The organism is Bartonella sp. HY406, from assembly GCF_025449315.1.
Taxonomy (GTDB): Bacteria; Pseudomonadota; Alphaproteobacteria; order Rhizobiales; family Rhizobiaceae; genus HY038.
Genome location: NZ_CP104894.1, coordinates 140,730 through 164,493 on the forward strand (window position 1 = coordinate 140,730; position 23,764 = coordinate 164,493).

Below are 23,764 nucleotides of genomic sequence, written 5' to 3' on the forward strand. Positions count from 1 at the left end.
ATTGTGACGCATCCGGTGAATTCCATTATGTTTTATTTGCATAAAAATGCGCTTTATTTTTAATATTTTTCACGATTTAAATGCGCAATAAACCCATCTAACTTATTAACCTCTTTTAAAAAATTTAAAGCAAAGTAATTATTTTTATCAGCTGTATCACTTATATTAATAAAACCAAAGCCGACATCGTCATGGGGGTATATAATCAATTCATATTTGGGGAGATAATAAAATAAATGGCCGCGCGCAGCACCCCAACTTATTAAGGACGATGAAATAATTGACAAATCAAAAACATTAAAACTACTTAATTCTTTTGTCATATATTTATTCATATTGATCAAATGTTTACATAATTCTTCTTGTTCTATTTCGCTATATTGATTATTAATTACCTGTATTAAGCTATGAAGCGAAAGATAATCTATATAAAATGGTGTTTCTTTTTTTATGCTCGCACTTGAATAGCTTTTAATAAAGTCAATATCGACAAAGAGCGTACTAATTACATATCCTTGATAAAATGAGGGATAAAAATAATTTAAGAAAAAGTTGATAGCAACATCATCCATTCCGTGCTGATATTTACCAAATTTTTCAAAAAAACCGATAAAGCCTTTTGACTGAGCATATCCTTCAATATCCATATTAAACTTAATTTTTTCAATTAGTTTTTGCATATTTAGGACCTTTTTGTACTTTAATTGTCAAAATTATGATGTGCGCCCAAGCAATGTCAACGGGTTAGAATAGTTTGACGAGGAGCAAGCTACCGAAATATACATAAATTTACATTTTCATTCAGATGAAATCTAATATGCATACCAACAAAAGAGCATCTTCGCCATGAAGCGAAAATGCTCTTTTTTCATTTTTCAATGATCTTATGCAGCGGTTTTAATCGCGATTTTCATCACGCCATCAGCTTGATGCGCAAAAAGCTCATAGGCTTTTTCAATATCATCAAGGCTATAGCTATGGGTTACCAATGGCTTTAGATCAATTTCGCCATTTTCAAGCACGCTCATCAAACGGCGCATCCGTTCCTTGCCGCCGGGGCAAAGACCACTCACAATATCAATATCGCCCAAGCCCGCTCGGTAGCCAGCAAGCGGAATTTTTAAATCATCCGAGTAAACGCCAAGGCTTGATAATTTACCACCAGGGCGCAAAACATTAAGGCAAGATTGAAAGGTTGATTGCAAACCTAAAGCCTCAATCGAAACATCAACACCGCGCCCATCGGTAATGCGCATGATTTCTTCCACCGCATTACAAGCTTTAAAATCCAACACATGGGTTGCGCCTAGTTGTTTGGCCATTGCCATGCGGGTTGGTACTGTATCAACGCCAATAATCGTTGTCGCACCGCAAAGTTTAGCGCCAGCCACAGCACAAAGTCCAATTGGGCCAAGTGCCCAAACCACCACCATATCGCCAATTTTAACGCCGCCGCGCTCTGCCCCAGAAAAGCCGGTTGACATAATATCAGGGCACATCAACACTTGTTCATCGCTTAGCTTGTCGGGAATAGCGCATAAATTAGCGGCTGCATTATTTACCCGCAAAAATTCAGCTTGTGCGCCATCAATCGTGTTGCCAAATTTCCAGCCACCCATTGCTTGAAAGCCATGCTTTGTGCCCGGGCCATCTTGCGAACTACAACCACACATACAGGCATTGGATATGCCACTTGGCGTAATAGCACCTGCAATAACCCGTTGCCCTTCTTTAAAACCTTTGACCTCGCTGCCTAGTTTTTCAATAATGCCAACCGGCTCATGGCCAATGGTTAGGCCTTTAGCAACGGGATATTCTCCTTTAAGAATATGAATATCAGTTCCGCAAATAGTTGTTGTGGTGATGCGAATAAGCGCATCTTGCGGGCCAATATCTGGAATTGGCTTTTCATCAAGAACAATACGGTTCTTTTCAACAAAAATTGCTGCTTTCATTTTAGCCATGTTTATCGCCTCGAAAATTATGCCTTATCGGCCACAACGAATTTTAGGGACTTTTAACCCACCTTAATCATAGCATAATCCCTATTCTTCGATTATGGCCTTGCTTGCGTTTTATTGCCGCAGGGTTGATTTTATGGCAAAATTTTATCCAATTTGCTCCAACGTATAGGGTAAAACATCACGTAAATCATGATTAATGTTTAAGCGATGCTTTAAGGGTGGCACGGCGCGGTTGGCGCATTTTGTACGCGAACAAATGCGGCAAGAAATACCGATAGCTTCATAAGCTGCCCCATTGCCAAGATCCAAGTCATCGCAATAGACAAAGCTTTTAGCATTGGAAATTTCGCAACCAAAAGCCAAGGCATAATGGGGGTGTGTACTGCGATAACCACCATTACCCTTAACCACTTGCACTGCAAGGCAAAGATAGCGCACGCCGTCTGGCGTTTCAGCCAATTGGCGAATAATGCTGCCCGGCGTTTCAAAAGCTTGGTGGGCATTCCATACCGGACAGGCCGAGCCAAAGCGGGCAAATTGCAATTTTGCCGCACTGTGGCGTTTGGTAATATTACCGGCGCGATCAACACGGGCAAAAAAGATTGGTACACCTTTTGAGCCGGGGCGTTGTAAAGTCGATAAGCGGTGACAAACTTGCTCTAATGAAACACCAAAACGCGCGGCCAATAATTCAATATCGTGGCGTAATAATTCAGCCGTGCGCAAAAATGGCATATAAGGCAACACCAAAGCACCTGCAAAATAATTGTGCAGCCCAATGCGGCAAATTTCCTCAGCTTCATGGGATTTAAAATTGGCCTTATTGATAATTTCTTCACAAAGATCATCGGTTTCAAATTGCGCTAATTGTACAGCAAGTTGAAAAATACGGGTTTGCAAAGGTGCATAAGGGTTAAGGGTTAGGGTTTTGCTCATCGCGTCAAAACGCCGCACAGTAGTGTCGTCAAGGCTACCCCAACGAACCAATATTTGATATTTTTCTTCCAAAATGCGGATTAAAGCAGCGTGATTATCATTTTCACCAATGCCGATAGAAGCAGCCAAATGTTCAGCTGCCTTATCAAGGCTATCAATATAATTATCGACAAAATGGAAAAAATCGCGCACTTCTTCATAAGGCGAAACTTCGCTAAGCCCGCTAGTTTGCAAGCGATCATCACTGCTTGCCAATTGTTCTGATGCTAGCCGATAAGCTTGGTGACAAGAAATCAACGCACGGGCAAGACTGGGGGCATTTTGGGCAATAAGCCGCAATTCCTGGAGGCTCGCACGGTTATTTTCAAACAGTGGATCGCTTAATGTGTCACTTAATGCTGAAAGCAAACGGTCATCTTCACCAGAGGAAAGGCTTGCTATATCAATGTGAAATTTTTCAGCTAGCGATAATAATACAGCCGCAGAAACCGGTCTTTGATTATTCTCTATCTGGTTGAGATAAGAGGTTGATATGCCAATACGTTCGGCAAATTGCATCTGGGTGTTTTGATGCTCTTCACGCAATTTGCGCACTTTGCGCCCAATATATAATTTACCAATAGCCATGATTTTCACAATTTTGCAATTTACAATTTGCATTTTTATAACTTATGCATTTGCACACAATCAAGCTTTATTATTTATAAAAATCTGTTACCTTGATTCCTAAGCGAATATGGCTGAAAGTCTGATTGCAAACAAAGTCGTTGTCAGATTTGCCATTTTAAAAGGTTACGTTTGGCCGGGGAGGCACGAGGGTTGGTATGCTTATGGTGAGTTAACAAGTGCTATTGGTTTAGGGAGAAGAGGCCAAATGCGCATTGTTACACGAAGAAGCATCGTCATTAATGATAGGCATACCACCCGTTTTGATTTTAACTTTACACTATAAGCTACTGTATTCATTATTTAATTAAGCTAAATTACTCAATGTAATTTTAGCCATTGCACACTTAATTTTGTTAGTTGGGATATTTAAAGACGTTTAGGCCGAAACCAGAGACAACGTATAAGGCAATCATATTATTTAGCCGACTAATTATTTTTGACGTAAAAATATTAACGGGATTGGAGTTATAATGCGGGCAATCTTGCAACAATTGGAAGAGCGGCGTGAAAATGCGCGCCAAGGCGGCGGAGAGCGGCGCATAAAGTCGCAACATGAAAAGGGTAAATTAACCGCTCGCGAGCGGCTTGACGTTTTGCTTGATACCAATTCCTTTGAAGAATATGACATGTTTGTTAGCCATCGCTGTACGGATTTTGGTATGGAGCAGCAAAAATTTGCAGGTGACGGCGTTGTAACCGGTTGGGGCACCATTAATGGTCGGCAAGTTTATGTTTTTTCGCAAGATTTTACCGTTTTAGGCGGATCACTTTCTGAAACCCATGCACAAAAAATATGCAAAATTATGGATATGGCGGCACGCAATGGTGCGCCTGTCATTGGTCTTAATGATTCAGGCGGGGCGCGCATTCAAGAAGGTGTCGCATCTCTTGCTGGTTATGCAGAAGTATTTCGCCGCAATGTTGAAGCCTCTGGCGTTGTACCGCAAATCTCGGTGATTATGGGGCCATGTGCCGGCGGCGCAGTTTATTCACCGGCAATGACTGATTTCATCTTCATGGTGCGGGACTCGTCCTATATGTTTGTGACCGGCCCTGATGTGGTTAAAACCGTCACCAATGAAATTGTCAGCGCCGAAGAACTAGGCGGTGCCACCACCCATACGCAAAAATCATCGGTTGCCGATGGGGCTTTTGAAAATGATATTGAAGCCCTCGAAAACATCCGCCTGCTTTTTGATTATTTGCCACTAAACAGCCAAGAAAAGCCACCTGTGCGGCCATTTTTTGATGATCCGCAACGCCTTGATATGAAGCTTGATACGCTTATTCCGGATTCTTCGACCAAGCCATATGATATGAAAGAGCTTATCCAAACCATTGCTGATGAGGGTAGTTTTTTTGAAGTGAAAGCATATTTTGCCAAAAACCTTATCACGGGTTTCATTCGCATTGAGGGGCGCAGCATTGGCGTTGTCGCCAATCAACCCTTGGTGCTTGCAGGCTGTCTTGATATTGATACGGCGCGAAAGGGTGCGCGTTTTGTGCGCTTTTGCGATGCTTTTAATATTCCTATTTTAACCCTTGTGGATGTACCGGGCTTTTTGCCAGGAACGGCGCAGGAATATAATGGCGTTATTATTCATGGTGCAAAATTGCTTTTTGCCTATTCGCAAGCAAGTGTGCCCATGGTGACAGTCATCACCCGTAAAGCCTATGGCGGTGCTTATGATGTGATGGCATCCAAACACATTGGCGCCGACGTTAATTATGCATGGCCAACGGCAGAAATTGCAGTGATGGGTGCCAAGGGCGCAACAGAAATTCTTTACCGCTCCGACTTTGGCAATGAGGAAAAAATTGCAGCCCATACCGCAGAATATGAAAGCCGTTTTGCCAACCCCTTTGTAGCGGCGGAACGCGGCTTTATTGATGAAGTGATTATGCCCCACTCAACTCGCAAGCGCGTTGCGCGTGCTTTTGCAGCGCTGCGCAATAAAAAGGTTGAGAGCCGCAAGCGCAAGCATGACACCATTCCGCTTTAGAGAACGTCTCTTCATTATTGAGATAATATCGTGTTTTTATTTTTTACTTTGTCGCATTGTCCGAGGCAAAAATGATACAAAAAATTCTGATCGCCAATCGTGGTGAAATTGCTTGCCGCGTTATTCGCACCGCACGAAAAATGGGTATTGCCACTGTTGCCGTTTATTCTGATGCCGATGCTAACGCCTTACATGTCCGCGAAGCGGATGAAGCTATTCATATTGGCCCCTCCCCGTCAGCGCAATCCTATTTGGTCATCGATAAAATCATTGAAGCCGCAAAAATTAGCGGCGCCGATGCTGTTCACCCCGGCTATGGTTTCTTGTCGGAAAACCCAATTTTTGCCGAGCGTTTACAAGAAAACGGCATTATTTTAATTGGCCCGCCCGCCAATGCCATGCGTGCCATGGGCGACAAAATTACCAGTAAAAAACTTGCAAGTGAGGCTGGTGTTTCCACTGTACCAGGTCACATGGGTTTAATTGAAAACAGTGATGAAGCGGTCAAAATTGCCAGTCAAATTGGCTATCCGGTGATGATTAAAGCGTCAGCTGGTGGCGGCGGCAAAGGCATGCGTATTGCATGGAATGATGAAGAAGCCCGTGAAGGTTTTCAAGCCTCTAAAAACGAAGCAAAAGCATCTTTTGGCGATGACCGCATTTTTATCGAGAAATTTGTCACCGAACCGCGCCATATTGAAATTCAGATTATTGGTGATAAGCATGGCAATATTATTGCCCTTGGTGAGCGTGAATGTTCCATTCAACGGCGCAATCAAAAGGTTATCGAGGAAGCGCCATCTCCGTTTTTAGATAGTGCCACCCGTAAAGCCATGGGCGAAGAAGCCGTAGCACTTGCCCGCGCCGTCGGCTATTATTCAGCCGGTACGGTAGAATTTATTGTTGATGGCAATCGCAATTTTTATTTTCTTGAAATGAATACGCGCTTACAAGTTGAACATCCGGTCACTGAATTTATCACTGGACTTGATCTTGTCGAATTAATGATCAAAATTGCTGATGGTCAATCCTTGCCGCTTACCCAAGACGACGTAAAATTGCATGGTTGGGCTATGGAATGTCGACTATATGCGGAAGACCCATTTCGCAATTTTTTACCCTCAACTGGACGTTTAAGCCGCTACCAATCCCCAACCCATATTGATGGTTTGGATGATATAAAATTGCGTAATGATACCGGCGTATATGAAGGTGGTGAAATATCTATCTATTATGACCCAATGATTTCAAAATTAGTGACATGGGGTAAAGATCGACAAAGCGCCATTTTAGCGATGAGTGAAGCGCTTGACCGTTTTGAAGTTGAAGGCATTGGCCATAACATTCCATTTTTGTCAGCCGTTATGGGGCAGCAGCGTTTTCAAGAAGGGCGCTTAACCACCGCCTATATTGCTGAAGAATTTGCTGATGGTTTTCATGGTGTTGCCCCAAATGCTGGGCAGGCACGCGCCCTTGCTGCAATTGCAGGTTTTATCAATCTCATTTTACAAAAACGCGCCGCCATGATTTCAGGAACTTTAGATAATCACCGCCGCATTATTGGCAAGGATTGGGTGGTTACTCTTAATGGTCTTGATGAAAACTCGTTTAACCTCAAAATAACAGAAGACGATAAAACCATATTGATGCACTTTGACGATGGTGAAACCATGAGCGTTGAAAGTGACTGGCAACCGGGCATGAGCCTTGGTATTTTCAACCTTGATGGGCTAATCCTCGCAGTTAAAACCGAGATTAAAGGCACAGCAATAAGGCTGCGCTATGCCGGTATTGATGTTTTAGCAAGAATACGCGAGCCTCATGTGGCGGCACTTGCCAGCATAATGCCCGTGAAATTAGCCCCTGATACCTCAAAAATGTTGCTTTGCCCCATGCCGGGGGTGATTACCGCAATTTTGGTCAATGAAGGCGATGAGGTTGAAGCAGGCCAGCCACTAGCAATTGTTGAAGCAATGAAAATGGAAAATATGTTGCGGGCAGAAAAGAAAAGCCAAGTTACAAAAATTGCCGCCAATATTGGCCAAAGCCTAGCCGTTGATCAAATTATTATGGAGTTTAATTAAATGCCCCATAAGCCCAATAACCTAAAGATCGATGAATGGATAAAACTTGCCGAAAAAGAAATTAAAGGCTCGCCGGACCAACTTATCTGGCACACAGCAGAAGGCATTGACATTAAGCCAGTTTATACCGCTGATGATATTGCTGATATTGCCGAATTGGATAGTTTGCCGGGGCTTGATCCGTTTTTGCGCGGCCCAAGGGCAACCATGTATACGGGGCGACCATGGACTATTCGCCAATATGCAGGGTTTTCGACCGCCGAGGAATCCAATGCTTTTTATAAAAAAGCATTAAATGCAGGGCAAAAAGGCCTGTCTGTTGCCTTTGATCTTGCAACCCATCGCGGTTATGACTCTGACCATCCACGCGTCGTCGGCGATGTTGGCAAGGCAGGTGTTGCCATTGATAGTGTTGAGGATATGAAAATCCTGTTTGATGGTATACCGCTTCATGAAATGTCGGTATCTATGACCATGAATGGCGCGGTAATCCCTATTTTGGCAAGTTTTATTGTGGCAGGTGAAGAACAAGGCGTACCAAGATCGCAGCTTTCTGGCACTATTCAAAATGACATTTTAAAAGAATTCATGGTACGCAATACCTATATTTACCCCCCCGAAGCCTCGATGCGGATTATTGCCGATATTATTGAATATACCGCACAGGAAATGCCAAAATTCAATTCCATTTCAATTTCTGGCTATCACATGCAAGAAGCTGGTGCCACTTTGGTGCAAGAACTAGCCTTCACCTTGGCAGATGGCCGCGAATATGTACGCGCTGCCCTTGCCAAAGGGCTTGATATTGACCAATTTGCAGGGCGACTATCGTTTTTCTTTGCCATTGGCATGAATTTCTTTATGGAAGCGGCAAAATTGCGGGCAGCAAGGCTTTTATGGTCGCGAATTATGCATGAATTTGCGCCTAAAAAACCATCATCTTTAATGCTGCGCACTCATTGTCAAACCTCTGGCGTGTCGCTGCAAGAACAAGACCCTTATAATAATATTGTGCGTACCGCTTATGAGGCATTAGCGGCAGTGCTTGGTGGCACGCAATCCTTGCATACGAATTCTTTTGATGAGGCAATTGCGCTGCCAACCGAGTTTTCCGCCCGTATTGCCCGTAACACGCAGCTTATTTTAAACCATGAAACCGGTGTCACCAAAGTGGTTGATCCTTTGGCTGGCTCTTATTACGTTGAAAGCCTTACCCATGAATTAGCGCAAAAAGCATGGGCATTGATAGAAGAAGTAGAAGCGCTTGGCGGCATGACCAAGGCGGTAAAAGACGGATTACCCAAACGCTTGATTGAGGAAGCGGCAACTGCGCGGCAAGCAGCGGTTGATAAGGGGGATGAGGTGATTGTTGGCGTTAATAAATATCGCCTTGAAAATGAAGACACGCTCGACATTTTGGAAATTGACAATAGCAAAGTGCGCTTATCACAAATTGCCCGCCTTACCAAAATGCGCGAAAGCCGCGACCCTGCCAAAGTTACAAAAACCCTGAGTGACTTGGAAAATATTGCCAAAAGCGGCAAAGGCAATTTATTGGCAGCAGCGGTTGAAGCGGCGCGGGCGCGGGCAAGTGTAGGCGAAATATCCGATGCCATGCGCAAAGTATTTGGCGATCATGTTGCAACGCCAAAAGTTGTGAAAAATATTTATGGTAAAGCCTATAAAAATGAGCCAGAATATCAGCATTTACAAAGGCGCATGGGCGAAATAGCCAGCAAAATTGGCCAAAAACCACGTATTATGGTGGCAAAGCTTGGCCAAGACGGCCATGATCGCGGTGCAAAAATCATTGCCTCCGCCTTTGGTGACATTGGTTTTGAAGTTATTGCTGGCCCACTTTTCCAAACACCGGATGAAGCCGCCGATATGGCAATTGCCAAAAAAGTGCAGCTTATTGGCGTGTCCTCCCTTGCTGCCGGTCATAAAACCTTGTTGCCGCAACTGGTAGAAGAACTCAAAAAACGCGGCAATAGTGATATTATTGTGGTGTGCGGCGGTGTCGTACCGCGCCAAGATTATGAATTTTTACAAGCCCATGGCGTTGCCGCAGTGTTTGGCCCGGGCACCAATGTAGTAGAGGCAGCGGCAAAAATTCTTGATCTTTTAGAAGGTAAATTGCGTAATGATTAGAATGAGAAAACGCAATTTGCCACAAAGCATAAGGGGAGTTTAGTATGAGCCAATTTGGTCGCCTTAATCATGTGGCAATTGCCGTTCCAAACCTCGAACAAGCGGCAAAACACTATCAAATGCTTAGCGCAGAAGTATCAGCTATTGAAGATTTGCCAGAGCATGGCGTTAGCGTTGTTTTCATCACTTTTGAAAATAGCAAAATAGAGCTATTATATCCGCTTGGAGAACATTCACCCATTGCGGGTTTTTTAGCCAAAAATCCCAATGGCGGCGTGCATCATATTTGTTTTGAAGTTGATGATATAGTGGCAATGCGCGATAAGTTAAGGGCAAATAATTTTCGTATTTTGGGCGATGGAACACCAAAAATTGGCGCTCACGGTAAGCCGGTGCTTTTTATCCACCCCAAGGATTTTGACGGTACATTAATTGAAATTGAACAAGCTTAGCGAGTGATTGGTGCGCGCTTCATTGCTTATAAGACTGCTCTATTTTTGATTTTCGCGCCGTCCCAAAATAAAAAATTGCTTAAAAATGTGGCTTTATTGATCAGATTATAAAACTATTAGCTATAAAGCCTTAGATCACCTTATTTTCCATTGTTGGGTAGTGTAATGCTGTTTTGATAAGCGGCACTTTACATCAGTCAATCTCAATTGATGAGTTATCATCCCAAAACACTAGCATGTAACCCAAAATAGGCCTAATTTCGCCTTAATGATAAGGCCATATTTTTAAAAATTTTCAATTGAATAAAAAGCAATCTGACGTGGCATTTGCTGTTATTTAATTTCGCACTTCTAACCCCCATGATCGAAATAAATTGCGCGATTTTTCATATTCTTCATAAGGAAAGTTTTTAATTAAAAGATAATTCTCTTTACCATCTTTAAGTTTGAGCATTAGAGCGCCGCCAACATAGGCAATACATTCAAAATTATAAAAATCGGAGGTTCCTTTTATTATTCCCCATTGAAACTGGATAAATCCTTTAGGGTTATCAATGCCTTCCGCATTTTCTGCCTCTAGCTGATTTATGAATGATATACTACCATATTGTTTTATTGGCTCAACAATATAGGAAGGTATAAAGATTATATTATCGCTATACTGCACTTCAACAAAATCTATAATAAACATTTTAGTTCCTCACTTATGCCTTTTAAGCGTGGGGGCATCTGAAACGAAAAAATTACATGCTGTAGTTGAACCTAATTCACCTTAAATACAGCTTTTAATCACCTGTTGGAAGTTTTGGCCATAGACCTTAAATAAATAAAGAAGGTTAACGCAATCACATAAGCATATTTATAGCCCATGATACAAATAAAAGAAACTTATGTTTATAATGATCAAATGGTCCATATGGTGCGTTTAAAAGTGCGAAAAATGTTACACATATAAAGAAGTGTATAGCGACAATCGTAATAATTCCGTTGATTTGAGTAATATTTTCATAACAAAAGAAATGAAAATATAAATACGTCAGCCAATAGCTAACGCCCAGATAGTTAAGCCTCAACTTTTTTGCCTATTGGCATTGTTGCGTTTTTCAGCCAAAATCATTCGCTAAGATTGTTTTATAAATTGAATTATAAAAGAGCGTGCCACATGCAAAAATTGGACAAATCTGTTACTTTGGATCAAACTGAGATTTATGCCCTGATTATGTTAATTAGGCACGTAAAATTTTTGGATAAATCTGATGGGTCCATTCCATTTTGTAGTAGTGATATCATCAATAGCATATTGGCAAAATTGCTTGAAAATCATCATGCGTCAGATCAGTTGACGAAAATGTATGAAACCTTAGATGAAGCAATCGAGTTGAATCTCATTAATAAACTTAATGCCTATATCATAGAATTTCCAGAAATTGGTGATAATATCGAAACCGTTTATGAAAAGTTTTTATATCCTTATAAAAACATCAAAAAGATTAAAGAGAAAAATGTAACCTTAATGGATTATGTTTTTTAATATATTTAAGAGATATTAAATACCTACCAGACAATAAGCATATAATTAAATATGGTCGCACTGTATCGCGACGGGCTGACCGTCGGAACTATGCTTTTCTTGGATTTTTTAAAAAAAAAGCTGTCTGATAATGGTGTAACAATTATCCAAAATTATATGATGGGTATGCCAAAATTACTTTAACCATAATCGATTAAATAGTGCTAGATACTGAGCATAAGATTGCTTAAAGAGCATTAGCGGCTATCGGGGTGAATAGCCGCTAAAGGGGAGTTGTCAAAAAAGTTTTATGCTTCAAGCAACTTGGCGAATATTGCGTTCAATCAGTAATTCCTGCACTTCTTGCAAAGTTGATGGGTCTTCAATTGTGCTTGGCACTGTCCATTCTTCGCCATCGGCAATTTTGCGCATCATGCCACGCAAAATTTTACCCGACCGGGTTTTGGGTAATTTATGCACAGTTACCACAAGCTTGAACGCCGCAACAGGGCCAATGATGTCGCGGATACGGTCAACACATTCTTTTTCTATAACATCATTGGCGCGGCTAACATCATGTTTTAGCACAATAAAGCCGCAAGGAACCTGTCCTTTTAACTTGTCGCTAATGCCGATAACTGCACATTCAGCAACATCTTGATGACCTGAAATAGCCTCTTCCATACCGCCGGTGGATAAACGGTGACCTGCAACATTGATAATATCATCGGTGCGGCTCATAACAAAGACATAGCCATCCTTATCAATATAGCCTGCATCTGCCGAGTTATAATAGCCGGGAAAACGCTCAAGATAGCTTTTTTTAAACTGCTCGTCAGCTTGCCAAAGGGTTGGCAAACAGCCAGGAGGCAATGGCAGGCGGAAGGCGAGATTGCCAAAACTATCGGGCGGCAGTTTTTGACCATCATCATCAAGCACATCAATGGCATAACCGGGCATTGGCCGGGTTGGTGAACCAAGTTTAATCGGCATTAATTCAATGCCAATAGGATTTGCAGCAATTGGCCAGCCTGTCTCGGTCTGCCACCAATTATCAATGATGGGAATGTCAAAAAGCTCATGCGCCCAATTTAATGTATCTGGATCGGCGCGCTCACCGGCTAAAAACATCGCTTGCAAATTGGGTAATTGGTAGTTTTTGGTAAAATCGCCATGGGGATCTTCACGCTTAATCGAGCGAAGCGCGGTTGGCGAAGAAAAGAACGAGCGCACATTATATTCAGCGCAAATGCGCCAAAATGAACCGGGGTCTGGTGTACCAACGGGTTTACCTTCATAAAGCACCGTAGTTGCGCCAATTAATAGTGGTGCATAAATAATATAGGAATGGCCAACCACCCAACCAACATCAGACGCGGTAAACATCACCTCTTGCGGTTTAACATTAAAAATTGCCCCCATAGACCAAGCAAGCGCCACGAGATAGCCGCCAACATCGCGCATTACCCCTTTGGGTTTGCCGGTGGTGCCAGATGTGTAAAGAATATAAAGTGGATCAGTCGCATCCACCTCAACACAAGGGACTTTGCGCCCCATATTTTCTTTAAGCACCACGGCAAAATCAAAATCGCGACCTTCTTTTAATTCAAATAAGCCTTCAGGCTTTTCTTGAATGATCGGGCGTTCGTGAACAATACAATGCTCTACCTGATGCTCGGCCATGCTGATTGCTTGATTAACCATGGATTGATAAGGCACAATGCGATTAGGTTCAATCCCACAAGATGCGGCAAGAATAAGTTTTGGCTTGCAATCATCAATACGGATAGCAAGTTCCTTGGCAGCAAAACCACCAAAAACAATTGAATGGATAGCACCAATACGCGTACATGCCATAACGGAGGTAAAAACTTGTGGTATCATCGGCATATAAATCAGAACGCGATCGCCCTTTTTAATGCCAAGATCTTGCATGAAAGCAGCTAATGCCTGCACCTCGTCCAATAATTCGCGATAGGTAATGGCGCGTTTGCCATGGCTCACCGGACTATCATAATAAACAGCGACTTGTTCACCGCGGCCATTTTCAACATGGCGATCAACCGCATTATAGCAAGCATTGGTTTTACCACCCGTAAACCAACGGCCATAAACGCCTTGATCCTTGTCAAAAACTTTGTCAAATGGCCTCGACCAATCAATAAGTTTGGAAACCTCTCCCCAAAATTGTTCAGGCTGTTGCTGCCATTCATTATAAATTTTGTCAAATGCTGACGTCATGGAATCCTCCCAGATTACACTCACTCCAAATAAGAGTGTTGATGAATCTGCAGCACCTGTCAAGCGACATATTGTCCCAGATTAAACGCAATTATGCTAATAAAATCAAATATTACGCAATTAGGATTTGGTGACAAAAAAGGTATTTTTTTTAAATCGTTTTAAATTATTTTGAATTTTAAATGCATAAAGCAACAGCATTTTGGGCTAAAACGATAGTACAATAAATACTTGCCTATCTTCTATCATCACTTTTTATGCTTTAAATCGAATAGACCATCAAAGTTTTGCAATATGTTCGTTTTTTAAATTTAACAAAACGATAAATGACGGACTAAAAACAGCGTTTTTTAATTATCTTCTTCATCATCTTCTAAAAGACCAATAAAAGCAATTGTATCGCGGGCAAATTCAAGCCCTTCGTCGCTATCCTCTGACATCCATGCCAATGGTGTCATGGCGGTTAATCTTGTATCAATAATTTCTTTTGCCCGACGATAATCCTGCGCCCAATCTAATGTTGCTATTTGGCGGTTTACAATCATTTGTCCGCCAAAACGGTTATATAAATCATCAAAGCCTTGATTTAACAATTCTAAATCGCAAAAACTATCCTCAACCTCGTGGTCGGCTAGGCGAAATTGATAATGATAAATCAAGCTATAAACGCCATTGCCAAATCTATCCTTGGTTTTTTCAATTGCTTGTCGGGCAAAATTATCCATGTCACGCATAGAATTGCCATGCCAGCGGGGCAATAATTTAAAAGCATGCAGGCAATAGTTATTAAGATTATCAGGATCCAAGGCAATTAATTTTTTGAATAATTTATTTAATGTCTTAACATCACAAATGCCATCAGAATGATAATTATAATTGGCCAAATTCCAAATTAAACAATCATCTTTGCCTTCAACATCTCGGGTTAGAGCCGTTTCCATCTGAACAATATTGCGGAAATAGCCATCTATCTCTTCTTCGCTTGCTTCATCGGCATAATGATCGCCGCCTTCAGTCCATGCAGCATGATGAAGACAATAAGCATAAAGACCAAAGCCAAAAGCACTTTGCTTTTCTTCAGCCCATTTTCCAATTGCTGCAAGTCCTTGTTGCAACTGCTCAAGCGGATAGCGCCCAAATTCAATACCTAATCTTTGCCAAACCAAACCGCTTTTTAAAACACCGCCTTGTAATAATTGGTCTTTTTTACGTAAAATTGTATAGCCTTGCTCAAAATCATCGAGCCTATTTTCAAAAATACAATCAAACAGCTTTTTTACATCTTGATAATGAGAGCCATATTCATCAGCAAGGCTATGATGCACAGCGAAATTTTTACTATTTAAATAGCGTTGATCAGATCTTTTACAAAATAGATTGTATAGAACCTCCCAAAAGCCTTGTAAAAACCTTTGCAACATCTTATTCCCCACATGTGCTGAATAAACCCAAATATTCAGGCAATATTGCCTATTTTAAAACAAAAACCAATAGGTGCGTTCCGCATTGAACCTACTTCTTCCAATTTATCAAAATAGAGGATTGACTTTGTGAAGCAAAAGGATAAAAATTTGAACAAAGTTCATATTTATTAAGGGGGATTTATGTGGCGTTTTATTTCTGCCTATTGGCTAAGTTACCTTGCAACCAACCTACTGATCATAGCTTTTATAATTAGTATTGCATTCAACCAGAAAATAGAAATTGATCTTAATGATGGCATGACGATGCTAATTATAAAGATAGTTCTTATTTTATTTCTGGCAATATTTATTATTATTATAGGTCTATTTGTCGCAATAAGCATACCACTCTTTTTAATATTACAAAAATACTTTAAATTAAAATTTTTATATATCCTTAGCTGGAGTACAGCAATTGGCTTAGCCAATGCAACCCTCTTATATTTTTACGTGGTAAAGAGTTTTGTGCCATTTTACATCATATCCATTTTTTTTAAGGTGATTAACGCTATAACCGGGCTAATTTTTTGGGCTATTTATAAATGGCTTACCAAACCAAGAATGGATACTGCTATCTTTATTCGATAGAATTTTAAGCTATAGGAAGAAAAATGCGCAATTTTTTAAAAGCCTATTGGCTGGTATTATCATTGCAACGCTGATTATTCTTTGTGCGTTTTTCGGCTGTAGTGCCGGTGGTATTAAAAGTTATTTTGGTTCCTATATAATGGTATTTGGATTTATAATTTTTTTTGAAATATGCCTGCTTGCCATACATGCAGCTATTTTTTGCCTGCTTACATTGCCGCTTTATTGGAATTTCAAACCTCATATTAGCCTTATAGGAGCAATTATTTATAGTATATTTATATGCGAATTGAGCTTTTTGGGTCTTGATATTTTCGTTTTGAAAGATTTAATTTCTTTGTTAGAATTACATTTGATCTTTTGCTTAATGGGGCTAATTACTGGGCTATTTTTCAATTTTTTATATAAATATTTTCAAAAAAGACAAAAGCTCACCCCATAGCCGCATTAATCCTCAACTATAAAAGTTGGTGCATAATATTGAGCAATAGATGGTTCAATATGTTGCCAATTATCTCCATCTAAATCCAAAGCATCGGCAAAAAAAAGGCTAATCGTATATTCCGGCTCATTGGCGTTCAAAGCAATACAAACTCTTAATCTATATAAAACATATAGAACAAGTCTTCCCTCATTATAAAACCGACTTTGCGAATAAGTCCCGATCTTTTTCCAAAGTTCAATCCTTTTTCCTCAAGAAATTTTTCATCACCGACATGGCTACCAAAGTAAAATTCCTTTGAATATTCGACAAAAGGATAAATTCTGGGTTTATTTACTCACTGATCTTTTCTAAATATATTAAAAATACTTTATTTACATCATCATGATCCAAATCGTTATTTTTGTTATAATAATAAAAAACATAATCAGCGGATATTCTTTCTTCAAAATCTTTTTGGGTGAAATGCCGATTAATCATAAAAAACCTTTCACTGCACTCTATATATTCAATCATTATTTTTGTTAATAAGACTATATGTTATATATTATTATCAAGATTTAATATTTATATAAAAAGGACTTAATAATAAAGCGAAAATGGGTATACCACCCACTATTTGCTATTTTTAGACTTTGTGAATATTTTTCCCCTGAAATAGGACAGGCTATATGGAATTTTTGGGTGATATACCTTAACCACCATCCGCTTATATTTGCCTTTAAAAATTTCTGGTGTGGCTATGCCCTTATAAAATATTTTGCGGCAATGAGTGATAATTTCAATCACACATAAGTTTGCAATGGCTGGCTAAGTAATTGCCCACTTCCAATCACTAGAAAGAAGATCTTGTTTAGTTACATGAATTTTTGGATCTTGGTTTTCCTCATAAAAACTACCATTCATAAATTTATCATTTGCAGTAAATACAAAATCGCACTTTAAACATTTAAAATTATCGTCAGCAATAATGTCTTTTAAATTATTTGGATTGACGAAGAAAACATAAAATTCATTATCAAAGAGATAAATTGTTTGACAATGAGGACATTTTACAAAGTAGAAAAACCCACTGGTGATAGGAGCCCCAAATTTTTTTTCCATTTCATTTAAATTATAATTAATTTCATTATCTAACATTTTAAAATCCAAATATTAATCGCCATAGGATATTCGTTTTAAGCCTCCATTCGCCAAGCCTTTATGCTTTTGTAGAGATTGAACGAGATAGCACCATTATCCTAGGCACTTGTGACACTTTGCTTCAACTTATGCCAATATAAGGGTGCATTCTTCGTGCTATCCGTGAAAATACCATTTATATGATATAGACACTCACGATTATTGCCCGCCTGATGATTTTTAGTTTTATATTACTATTTGTCATTAATCGGCCGGGTGATACTGTTAAGCTTCATGAATAAAGCGAAAATTTTTGCACTCCCAATCTTCACCAAAAAATATACTTCGATCATGTTTCACATAATCTGGTAATCATTACCAATAATTTGCGAAGATCGCCAATTTAATATTTTATTTGCTTTGTTGTTACTTTTCATTATCATTCAATCTAGTCGATAGATTGTCAATCCAGTTTCATCAATTACAAGGCGTGAAACGCGAACCTGTTAAAAAATAGTCATTAATCAATGAACCCTATTATAAAGGTTAGTCAAAATGGCAAAGCCCCACTACCCTAACAGCGAAGATATCAAATTGGCTGTCGATCGCCTTTTTGATCAACAGGTAGAATTTCTTAAAAAACTGGTTAAGTTTCCCTCACTAAGAGGACAAGAAGCAGCTATTCAAGATTTTATGGCCGAGGCAATGATTGATCTTGGTCTAAATGTTGATAAATGGTTGATTGATATTGAAGCGATTAAATCCCATCGTGGCTTTTCACCCGTCAGTGTATCTTATGATGATGCATGGTCAGTGGTTGGCCAATATCTGCCCAAGGGCAAAACTCTTGGCCAATCGCTTATTTTAAATGGCCATGTTGATGTGGTACCAACCGGCCCATTGGAAGCTTGGTCATCGCCGCCTTTTGAACCACGCATTGAAAATGGCTGGATGTATGGGCGCGGCGCAGGCGACATGAAGGCAGGCGTATCGGCCAATATTTTTGCATTGAAAGCCTTGCAATCTCTAGGCTTTATGCCAGCTTCACCTTGCTATGTTGAATCAGTCATTGAAGAGGAATGTACGGGTAATGGTGCTTTATCCTGCCTTGTGCGTGGATATAGTGCCGATGCAGCTTTCATTCCTGAGCCGTTAGAACCCAAATTAATGCGGGCGCAAACTGGACCTATCTGGATAGAGGTCGAAGTATCAGGCGCTCCCGGTCACGCATCTGGAGATTTTGGCAAAGGCGCAAGCGCTATCCATATTGCAATGCAATTAATCCAAGCTTTGGACGAGTTAGAAAGCAAATGGAACGCGCAAAAGTCCAACCATCCGCCTTTTGATAAGCATCCCCACCCAATTAATTTTAATATTGGTAAAATAAATGGCGGTGAATGGCCGTCAAGCATGCCGGCCTCTTGCACGTTTGAAGTGCGCATTGCCGTTTATCCTAAACAATCTATAAACGAAATCTGCAAAGAATTTGAAGCCTTTATTATGGATAAAGCAGCTCAAATTAAGGGCTGCCAAAATATGCCGAAAATTCGCTATACGGGCTTTTTAGCAGAAGGCTATGTGCTTGAAAATGCTGAAGCGCAAGAAGCTGCCTTACAACGATCGCATAGGCAAGTATGGAATGAAGAACTTGGCGAGCATGTGTTTGCTGCCACCACGGATGCGCGCTTTACTGGACTTTATGGCGATTGCCCAACTCTCGTTTATGGGCCATATTGTAAAAATCCGCATGGTTTTGATGAATGTGTGGATTTACAATCCTTGCGCAAAGTAACGCAAACCATGGCATTATTTATTGCTGATTGGTGCAAATTAGAAAAAATGATAGATTAAAAAGGTGGGCCCCTATTCCTTAAAAGCGGGGGGAGGAATAGAATAGGAGCCCAAGAACACTTTTTACGATCGAAAAAAGTGCTCTATGCAATATTTTTATTTTTTGGAAAAATACCCAACGGGTCAAGAAATGGAGGGTTCTTATCCGTGAAAGGGGGAGGATGGATAAGAACCCTTGAGCAATTTTTTTGCAAGTGATGATCCATAACTTACAAAAAATGCTCGTCATATTGCAGTTTTTTACATGACGGGAGGAATAGAAAAAACTGCAAATCTAAGTTAAATCTATTTTTCACGACCCAAGCGCACCGCAGTGGTGCCAATGCGTGCATGACGCAAAGTGGGCTGCAACAAATAGCAATTATCATATGGCGTGACAATTTCCTCATCGCCATCATAACCAATGACTGTGCCTTTTTTAGCAATAACTTGCATACCAACATAATCTTCAGCAAAGCGGAAATTGTCAGTTTTAATCGTCACAGCTTCGGTGATATCAATGACTTTTTGTGTAACTGGTGCTTGATTAAGCAAATAATCTGAAACGTCACTTGCATCAGCAACACCAGCAACGATTAAGAAACGCGCAGCAACATCTAGCGCTAGCGGATAGGCTTGCTTTTCAAAATGATGCCCTGATTCATATAAAACCGCTGCCTTATCATTATTTGGATTACCAAACTGACCATAATCACGCAAGCGTTTGCCAGCCTTATGCCCTTGGTCCATAATGATAAATTCTGGCACGCCAATGGCTCGTGCAAGCGCTTCACCTTTTGGTAATACGCCGCCCATCATAATTGGCGGATCAGCTTCATGCATGGAATGAAGATCAAGCAGTAGATCTACATCAGCAAGCACTGGTTCAATTTCACGGGCACGACGAATTTCGATGGTATCACGCGTGCCGTAAAGCGATTCATTATCCCATGCGCGGTTCATATCTTCTTCGATAAACCGTGTTGCATCTGGGTTTTCAGCTGAAAAAGCTTCATAAGCAGCAATATTTGCAAAGCCAAGAGTAAGCTTGCCTTGTTTTGGTTTGAAACCATCACGCAATAGGCGGTCAACAGTCAACGCACCGCTGACTTCATTGCCATGCACCAATGACATAATCATTGCATGTTTACCTGGCTTACCTGAATCAAAATGGTGAATATATTGAACGCCGCAATTGCCTTCTTTCCAAACGGAAATATCTGGAAAAGGCAATTCAATTGGATAATGTTTGAATTTTGAAGTCATAATTTATTTTCTCCCTCCATTTTAGCAAAATAGTAAAACGGACTTTCATCAAAAATGCGTCAAATCAAAAATAAAGAGCAGCTTAGTTTAATTTAGTCAAAGCTGCTCTAGCCTTATATTAGCGGCGTTTTGGTGTGCGTTGATAAAGCGCAGTAATGGCAATTAAGCTTAGCACAACGGTTGCTATAACGTAAAAGCTCGGAGCAAGATTATTGTGTGTCTTATCAATCAACCATGTTGCGATAAGCGGCGCGAAACCACCAAAAATAGTTACAGAAATATTGTAACTAACTGCAAGCCCGGTACTGCGCACATTGGTTGGGAAAATATCAGCAATAAGGGCTGGCATAGCTGCCAAACTTAAAGCAAGAAGGAAACCAACAAAAGCTTGCACAGAGAATAGCGTGGTTGCACTTGGCCATTTGTTCAAAATATAGATCAACGGAAACGAAGTTAAGCCAAGCAATAGCAACGAGAAGCCAACAAGCTTAATGCGGTTAAAGCGATCTGATAATGCACCAACCATGGGCGACACAAACAACAACATCAAACCAGTGATTAATGCACCAATATAAGAAACAGTTGCAGGCAAATGCAATTGCTTGATGGAATAGGTTGGCATATAGATTTTATGAACATAATTATAAGCGGTTGCCGCAGCAACAATGCCAATGCAAAGCAACATGCTATTTAGATTATTGGTCAAAAGTTCCTTAAATGGCTTATGATCAACCTTTTCATGCTTAACTTGTTCAAATTCTTCCGTTTCAGCCACATTGCGGCGAATATACCAACCAACAGGGCCGATAAGCAAACCAAAGGCAAAGGCAATGCGCCATGCACCATTTTCGATTTGGGTTGCATCAAAATACCAAAAAATCAATGCTGCCATACCTGCCGCCATGACCGTTGCTAGGCCTTGGGTTGCCATTTGCCAACTGGCAAAAAAGCCACGGCGTTTGGTTCCTGCATGTTCAACAAGGAAAGCAACAGACGCGCCAAATTCGCCGCCGGTTGAAAAGCCTTGGATCATACGCGCAATGATAATGACCAAAGGAGCAATGAAACCAATCGTCTCATAACTTGGTACAAAGGTAATCATTGCAGTGCCAAGCACCATAAGCCCGATAGACAAGGACATTGAGGCTTTTCGGCCAGCCTTATCAGCATAGCTACCTAAAATGATCGAACCAAGCGGACGGGTAACAAACGAAATACCAAAAGTACCAACCGCAATAAGCAGTGATACTGTTTCGTCAGAATTTGGAAAAAATAGCTTACCAATGGTTATGGAAAAATATCCATAAATCAAAATATCATAAAATTCGAGCGCGTTACCGGCGCTCGCTGCAACAAATTCGCGCCAATTTTTGCGCATAATTTGCCCCACTGTCATTGTGCCCTGTGGATTAGACATATGGCCTCCCTATTTAATTGCAGTTGCATGTGCAGGATGCAAACAAAATCGAGCGAAAGATTTAAACTTGAATGGGGCTTTAAGCCTTAGTCAATAATTTGCCCAACTATCTTTGCAATTCATCCAAGACATCAATCTTTGCGCCTTGAATGACGGACTTACAACGGCATCAAAAAAATCTCCAAATTTTCAAGATGCGTTACATTTTATGATTTTGGTCACAATATTGGCAAATTATTCCACTTAATAGCATAATGGATTGCTATGTCTGGAATCACACAATTGATGACGTTTTTAAAATCGATTTAAAAACTAGCAAATATTATTGGAAAATCTCGTGCTTTTTTGGCACATCTATGTGCAATAACGGCACAAAAGCGAAAAAAAACAGAACTGATATGATCAGTGCTACAATGCATATATCTGCAATATTATAATATAAACAAATACTTATAATAAGCTATATGCATAGAAGAAAATAAATAAAAAACAAAAGATAAACCAACCATATTTTTATAAAAAATATGGAGCTTTCTTTGCAGAATTGTATTTATTTTGTTTATATAACATTTTTTAATCGCGATGTATAATAGTTTTTTATAATAATTAGTTTTTTTAAATCATTAAGAGCGAGCAAAAAACGCTGTTAATTATGCATAATAAGTGATGATTAGAGCCTGCCTCTAACCGATACCTGCAGTTTTAAATATCAATTAATCAATTTTATGAAGAGAATAATTTTCCCAAAGTTGATTGACTATTTTATGAGAAAATAATTTACGCCGATAAAGAGCAATATCCAGTTTTGCCTGCCATGATGGTTGATCAATCAGCATGATGCGCTTTGCATCAAGGCTTGGACGCACCAAACGCAAAGGCAGCCATGCCATGCCTATACCTGCCGCAACAAGTTCCAATACCGATGAATAAGAATCCGTCTCATGCACCATTTTAACATTAGGTTTGTTTTTAAGGCTTGATAAATGGCGGGTAATAATCGGGTGAAGAGCGGTTGTAGTGGTAAAACCAATATAAGGGGTAGAACTTGACTCACTGCCGGTAAAAAGTGGCTTGCCGTTTTCACCAATCGCACTTATTGGCACTAATTCTTCCGTTGCGATAATGATCCAATCATATTGGGCAGGGTTTAATTTCAACCTTGTATGATAGCTTGAATAGGCAATTAAAATATCGGCATCAAGATTTGCCAAAGCGCCAATGGCTTTTTCGTGATTGCCTGCAATGATACGAGTGCTAAAATTGCCAATAATTGCGCTCACTTCTTTTAACCATTGGGGAAAAAAGGTTGATGAAATCGTCACACCTGTAGCAATTTTTAAATCTGGTTCACCGGTCTTATCGCTGCTATCCAAACGCTCGCGCAAAAGCCGCAAGGTTTCAATAATTTCAGTTGCTGTTTCAAGAACAATAATGCCTTCAGCCGTAAAATCAATCGGCACAGTGCGGTGAATAAGCGGCACGCCCGCCCATTCTTCCAATGCTTTTATGCGCCGCCCAAAAGCTGGGTGGGTGACATTTCTATTTTCTGCCGCCCGAGTAAAACTACGGGTGCGCGCAAGTTCTATGAAATCGGCAAGCCAAGTTGCAAGCATTGAAAGGCACTTT

Annotated in this window: 17 protein-coding genes; 7 read left to right on the forward strand and 10 right to left on the reverse strand. The window is 40.3% G+C overall.

Annotation, left to right across the window (positions count from 1 at the left end; all coding sequences use genetic code 11):
* Positions 1–59 precede the first annotated feature (59 nt).
* From N6B01_RS14430 to N6B01_RS14440, 3 genes are all read right to left on the reverse strand, one after another.
* Complete coding sequence (locus N6B01_RS14430) at positions 60–680, reverse strand: hypothetical protein (RefSeq protein WP_262080749.1); 621 nt, start codon at positions 678–680, stop codon at positions 60–62.
* A gap of 204 nt (positions 681–884) precedes the next feature.
* Positions 885–1,964 carry an NAD(P)-dependent alcohol dehydrogenase gene (locus tag N6B01_RS14435; protein WP_262080750.1) on the reverse strand — a complete coding sequence of 360 codons (1,080 nt, stop codon included), beginning with the start codon at positions 1,962–1,964 and terminating at the stop codon, positions 885–887.
* 144 nt (positions 1,965–2,108) lie between these two features.
* Positions 2,109–3,527 (reverse strand): helix-turn-helix domain-containing protein, encoded by a 1,419-nt coding sequence (locus tag N6B01_RS14440; protein ID WP_262080751.1) that lies wholly within the window; start codon positions 3,525–3,527, stop codon positions 2,109–2,111.
* Between the two features lie 512 nt (positions 3,528–4,039).
* Here N6B01_RS14440 and N6B01_RS14445 point away from each other — a divergent pair.
* The 4 genes from N6B01_RS14445 (at position 4,040) to mce (ending at position 10,259) form a co-directional block, all read left to right on the forward strand.
* Positions 4,040–5,572, forward strand: a complete 1,533-nt coding sequence (locus tag N6B01_RS14445) for an acyl-CoA carboxylase subunit beta (protein ID WP_262080753.1) — start codon at positions 4,040–4,042, stop codon at positions 5,570–5,572.
* Positions 5,573–5,643: 71 nt separating this feature from the next.
* Entirely contained in the window at positions 5,644–7,656 is a 2,013-nt protein-coding gene (locus N6B01_RS14450) for an acetyl-CoA carboxylase biotin carboxylase subunit (protein ID WP_262080754.1), read from the forward strand.
* Positions 7,657–9,807 carry a methylmalonyl-CoA mutase gene (gene scpA, locus N6B01_RS14455; RefSeq protein WP_262080755.1) on the forward strand — a complete coding sequence of 717 codons (2,151 nt, stop codon included), beginning with the start codon at positions 7,657–7,659 and terminating at the stop codon, positions 9,805–9,807.
* A 44-nt stretch (positions 9,808–9,851) separates the two neighbouring features.
* Entirely contained in the window at positions 9,852–10,259 is a 408-nt protein-coding gene (gene mce / locus N6B01_RS14460; protein WP_262080757.1) for a methylmalonyl-CoA epimerase, read from the forward strand.
* 337 nt (positions 10,260–10,596) lie between these two features.
* Here mce and N6B01_RS14465 read toward each other — a convergent pair whose 3' ends face one another.
* Complete coding sequence (locus tag N6B01_RS14465; protein ID WP_182419831.1) at positions 10,597–10,950, reverse strand: hypothetical protein; 354 nt, start codon at positions 10,948–10,950, stop codon at positions 10,597–10,599.
* 471 nt (positions 10,951–11,421) lie between these two features.
* Here N6B01_RS14465 and N6B01_RS14470 point away from each other — a divergent pair, with 471 nt between their 5' ends.
* Complete coding sequence (locus tag N6B01_RS14470) at positions 11,422–11,790, forward strand: hypothetical protein (RefSeq protein ID WP_262080758.1); 369 nt, start codon at positions 11,422–11,424, stop codon at positions 11,788–11,790.
* A gap of 294 nt (positions 11,791–12,084) precedes the next feature.
* Here N6B01_RS14470 and N6B01_RS14475 read toward each other — a convergent pair whose 3' ends face one another.
* Entirely contained in the window at positions 12,085–14,010 is a 1,926-nt protein-coding gene (locus tag N6B01_RS14475) for an AMP-binding protein (RefSeq protein WP_262080759.1), read from the reverse strand.
* 350 nt (positions 14,011–14,360) lie between these two features.
* A complete protein-coding gene (locus N6B01_RS14480; RefSeq protein ID WP_262080760.1) occupies positions 14,361–15,431 on the reverse strand; it encodes a hypothetical protein in 1,071 nt (356 codons plus the stop codon).
* 183 nt (positions 15,432–15,614) lie between these two features.
* On the opposite strand from N6B01_RS14480, the gene N6B01_RS14485 reads away from it, so the two are divergent.
* Positions 15,615–16,061 carry a hypothetical protein gene (locus N6B01_RS14485; RefSeq protein WP_262080761.1) on the forward strand — a complete coding sequence of 149 codons (447 nt, stop codon included), beginning with the start codon at positions 15,615–15,617 and terminating at the stop codon, positions 16,059–16,061.
* A gap of 1,252 nt (positions 16,062–17,313) precedes the next feature.
* Here the strand turns inward: N6B01_RS14485 and N6B01_RS14490 are convergent.
* Positions 17,314–17,643, reverse strand: a complete 330-nt coding sequence (locus N6B01_RS14490; RefSeq protein WP_262080762.1) for a hypothetical protein — start codon at positions 17,641–17,643, stop codon at positions 17,314–17,316.
* 537 nt (positions 17,644–18,180) lie between these two features.
* Here N6B01_RS14490 and N6B01_RS14495 point away from each other — a divergent pair.
* A complete protein-coding gene (locus tag N6B01_RS14495; protein WP_262080763.1) occupies positions 18,181–19,476 on the forward strand; it encodes an ArgE/DapE family deacylase in 1,296 nt (431 codons plus the stop codon).
* A 285-nt stretch (positions 19,477–19,761) separates the two neighbouring features.
* On the opposite strand, the gene N6B01_RS14500 is transcribed toward N6B01_RS14495, so the two are convergent.
* From N6B01_RS14500 to N6B01_RS14510, 3 genes are all read right to left on the reverse strand, one after another.
* Positions 19,762–20,721, reverse strand: coding sequence for a M14 family metallopeptidase (locus tag N6B01_RS14500; protein ID WP_182419842.1), 960 nt, complete (start codon positions 20,719–20,721; stop codon positions 19,762–19,764).
* A gap of 118 nt (positions 20,722–20,839) precedes the next feature.
* Positions 20,840–22,138: an MFS transporter gene (locus tag N6B01_RS14505; protein WP_262080764.1), complete on the reverse strand. Its 1,299-nt coding sequence runs from the start codon at positions 22,136–22,138 to the stop codon at positions 20,840–20,842.
* A gap of 713 nt (positions 22,139–22,851) precedes the next feature.
* A complete protein-coding gene (locus tag N6B01_RS14510) occupies positions 22,852–23,751 on the reverse strand; it encodes a LysR family transcriptional regulator (RefSeq protein WP_262080765.1) in 900 nt (299 codons plus the stop codon).
* Between the last annotated feature and the right edge of the window lie 13 nt (positions 23,752–23,764).

Excerpts from the sequence above, each read along its gene's own strand:
- N6B01_RS14490 (WP_262080762.1), bottom strand. The coding sequence starts at position 17,643 with ATGTTAGATAATGAAATTAATTATAATTTAAATGAAATGGAAAAAAAA.
- N6B01_RS14435 (WP_262080750.1), bottom strand. The coding sequence starts at position 1,964 with ATGGCTAAAATGAAAGCAGCAATTTTTGTTGAAAAGAACCGTATTGTT.
- N6B01_RS14480 (WP_262080760.1), bottom strand. The coding sequence starts at position 15,431 with ATGTTGCAAAGGTTTTTACAAGGCTTTTGGGAGGTTCTATACAATCTA.
- N6B01_RS14510 (WP_262080765.1), bottom strand. The coding sequence starts at position 23,751 with ATGCTTGCAACTTGGCTTGCCGATTTCATAGAACTTGCGCGCACCCGT.
- mce (WP_262080757.1), top strand. The coding sequence starts at position 9,852 with ATGAGCCAATTTGGTCGCCTTAATCATGTGGCAATTGCCGTTCCAAAC.
- N6B01_RS14505 (WP_262080764.1), bottom strand. The coding sequence starts at position 22,138 with ATGTCTAATCCACAGGGCACAATGACAGTGGGGCAAATTATGCGCAAA.
- N6B01_RS14470 (WP_262080758.1), top strand. The coding sequence starts at position 11,422 with ATGCAAAAATTGGACAAATCTGTTACTTTGGATCAAACTGAGATTTAT.
- N6B01_RS14485 (WP_262080761.1), top strand. The coding sequence starts at position 15,615 with ATGTGGCGTTTTATTTCTGCCTATTGGCTAAGTTACCTTGCAACCAAC.
- N6B01_RS14465 (WP_182419831.1), bottom strand. The coding sequence starts at position 10,950 with ATGTTTATTATAGATTTTGTTGAAGTGCAGTATAGCGATAATATAATC.
- N6B01_RS14450 (WP_262080754.1), top strand. The coding sequence starts at position 5,644 with ATGATACAAAAAATTCTGATCGCCAATCGTGGTGAAATTGCTTGCCGC.
- N6B01_RS14475 (WP_262080759.1), bottom strand. The coding sequence starts at position 14,010 with ATGACGTCAGCATTTGACAAAATTTATAATGAATGGCAGCAACAGCCT.
- N6B01_RS14495 (WP_262080763.1), top strand. The coding sequence starts at position 18,181 with ATGGCAAAGCCCCACTACCCTAACAGCGAAGATATCAAATTGGCTGTC.
- scpA (WP_262080755.1), top strand. The coding sequence starts at position 7,657 with ATGCCCCATAAGCCCAATAACCTAAAGATCGATGAATGGATAAAACTT.
- N6B01_RS14445 (WP_262080753.1), top strand. The coding sequence starts at position 4,040 with ATGCGGGCAATCTTGCAACAATTGGAAGAGCGGCGTGAAAATGCGCGC.
- N6B01_RS14500 (WP_182419842.1), bottom strand. The coding sequence starts at position 20,721 with ATGACTTCAAAATTCAAACATTATCCAATTGAATTGCCTTTTCCAGAT.
- N6B01_RS14440 (WP_262080751.1), bottom strand. The coding sequence starts at position 3,527 with ATGGCTATTGGTAAATTATATATTGGGCGCAAAGTGCGCAAATTGCGT.
- N6B01_RS14430 (WP_262080749.1), bottom strand. The coding sequence starts at position 680 with ATGCAAAAACTAATTGAAAAAATTAAGTTTAATATGGATATTGAAGGA.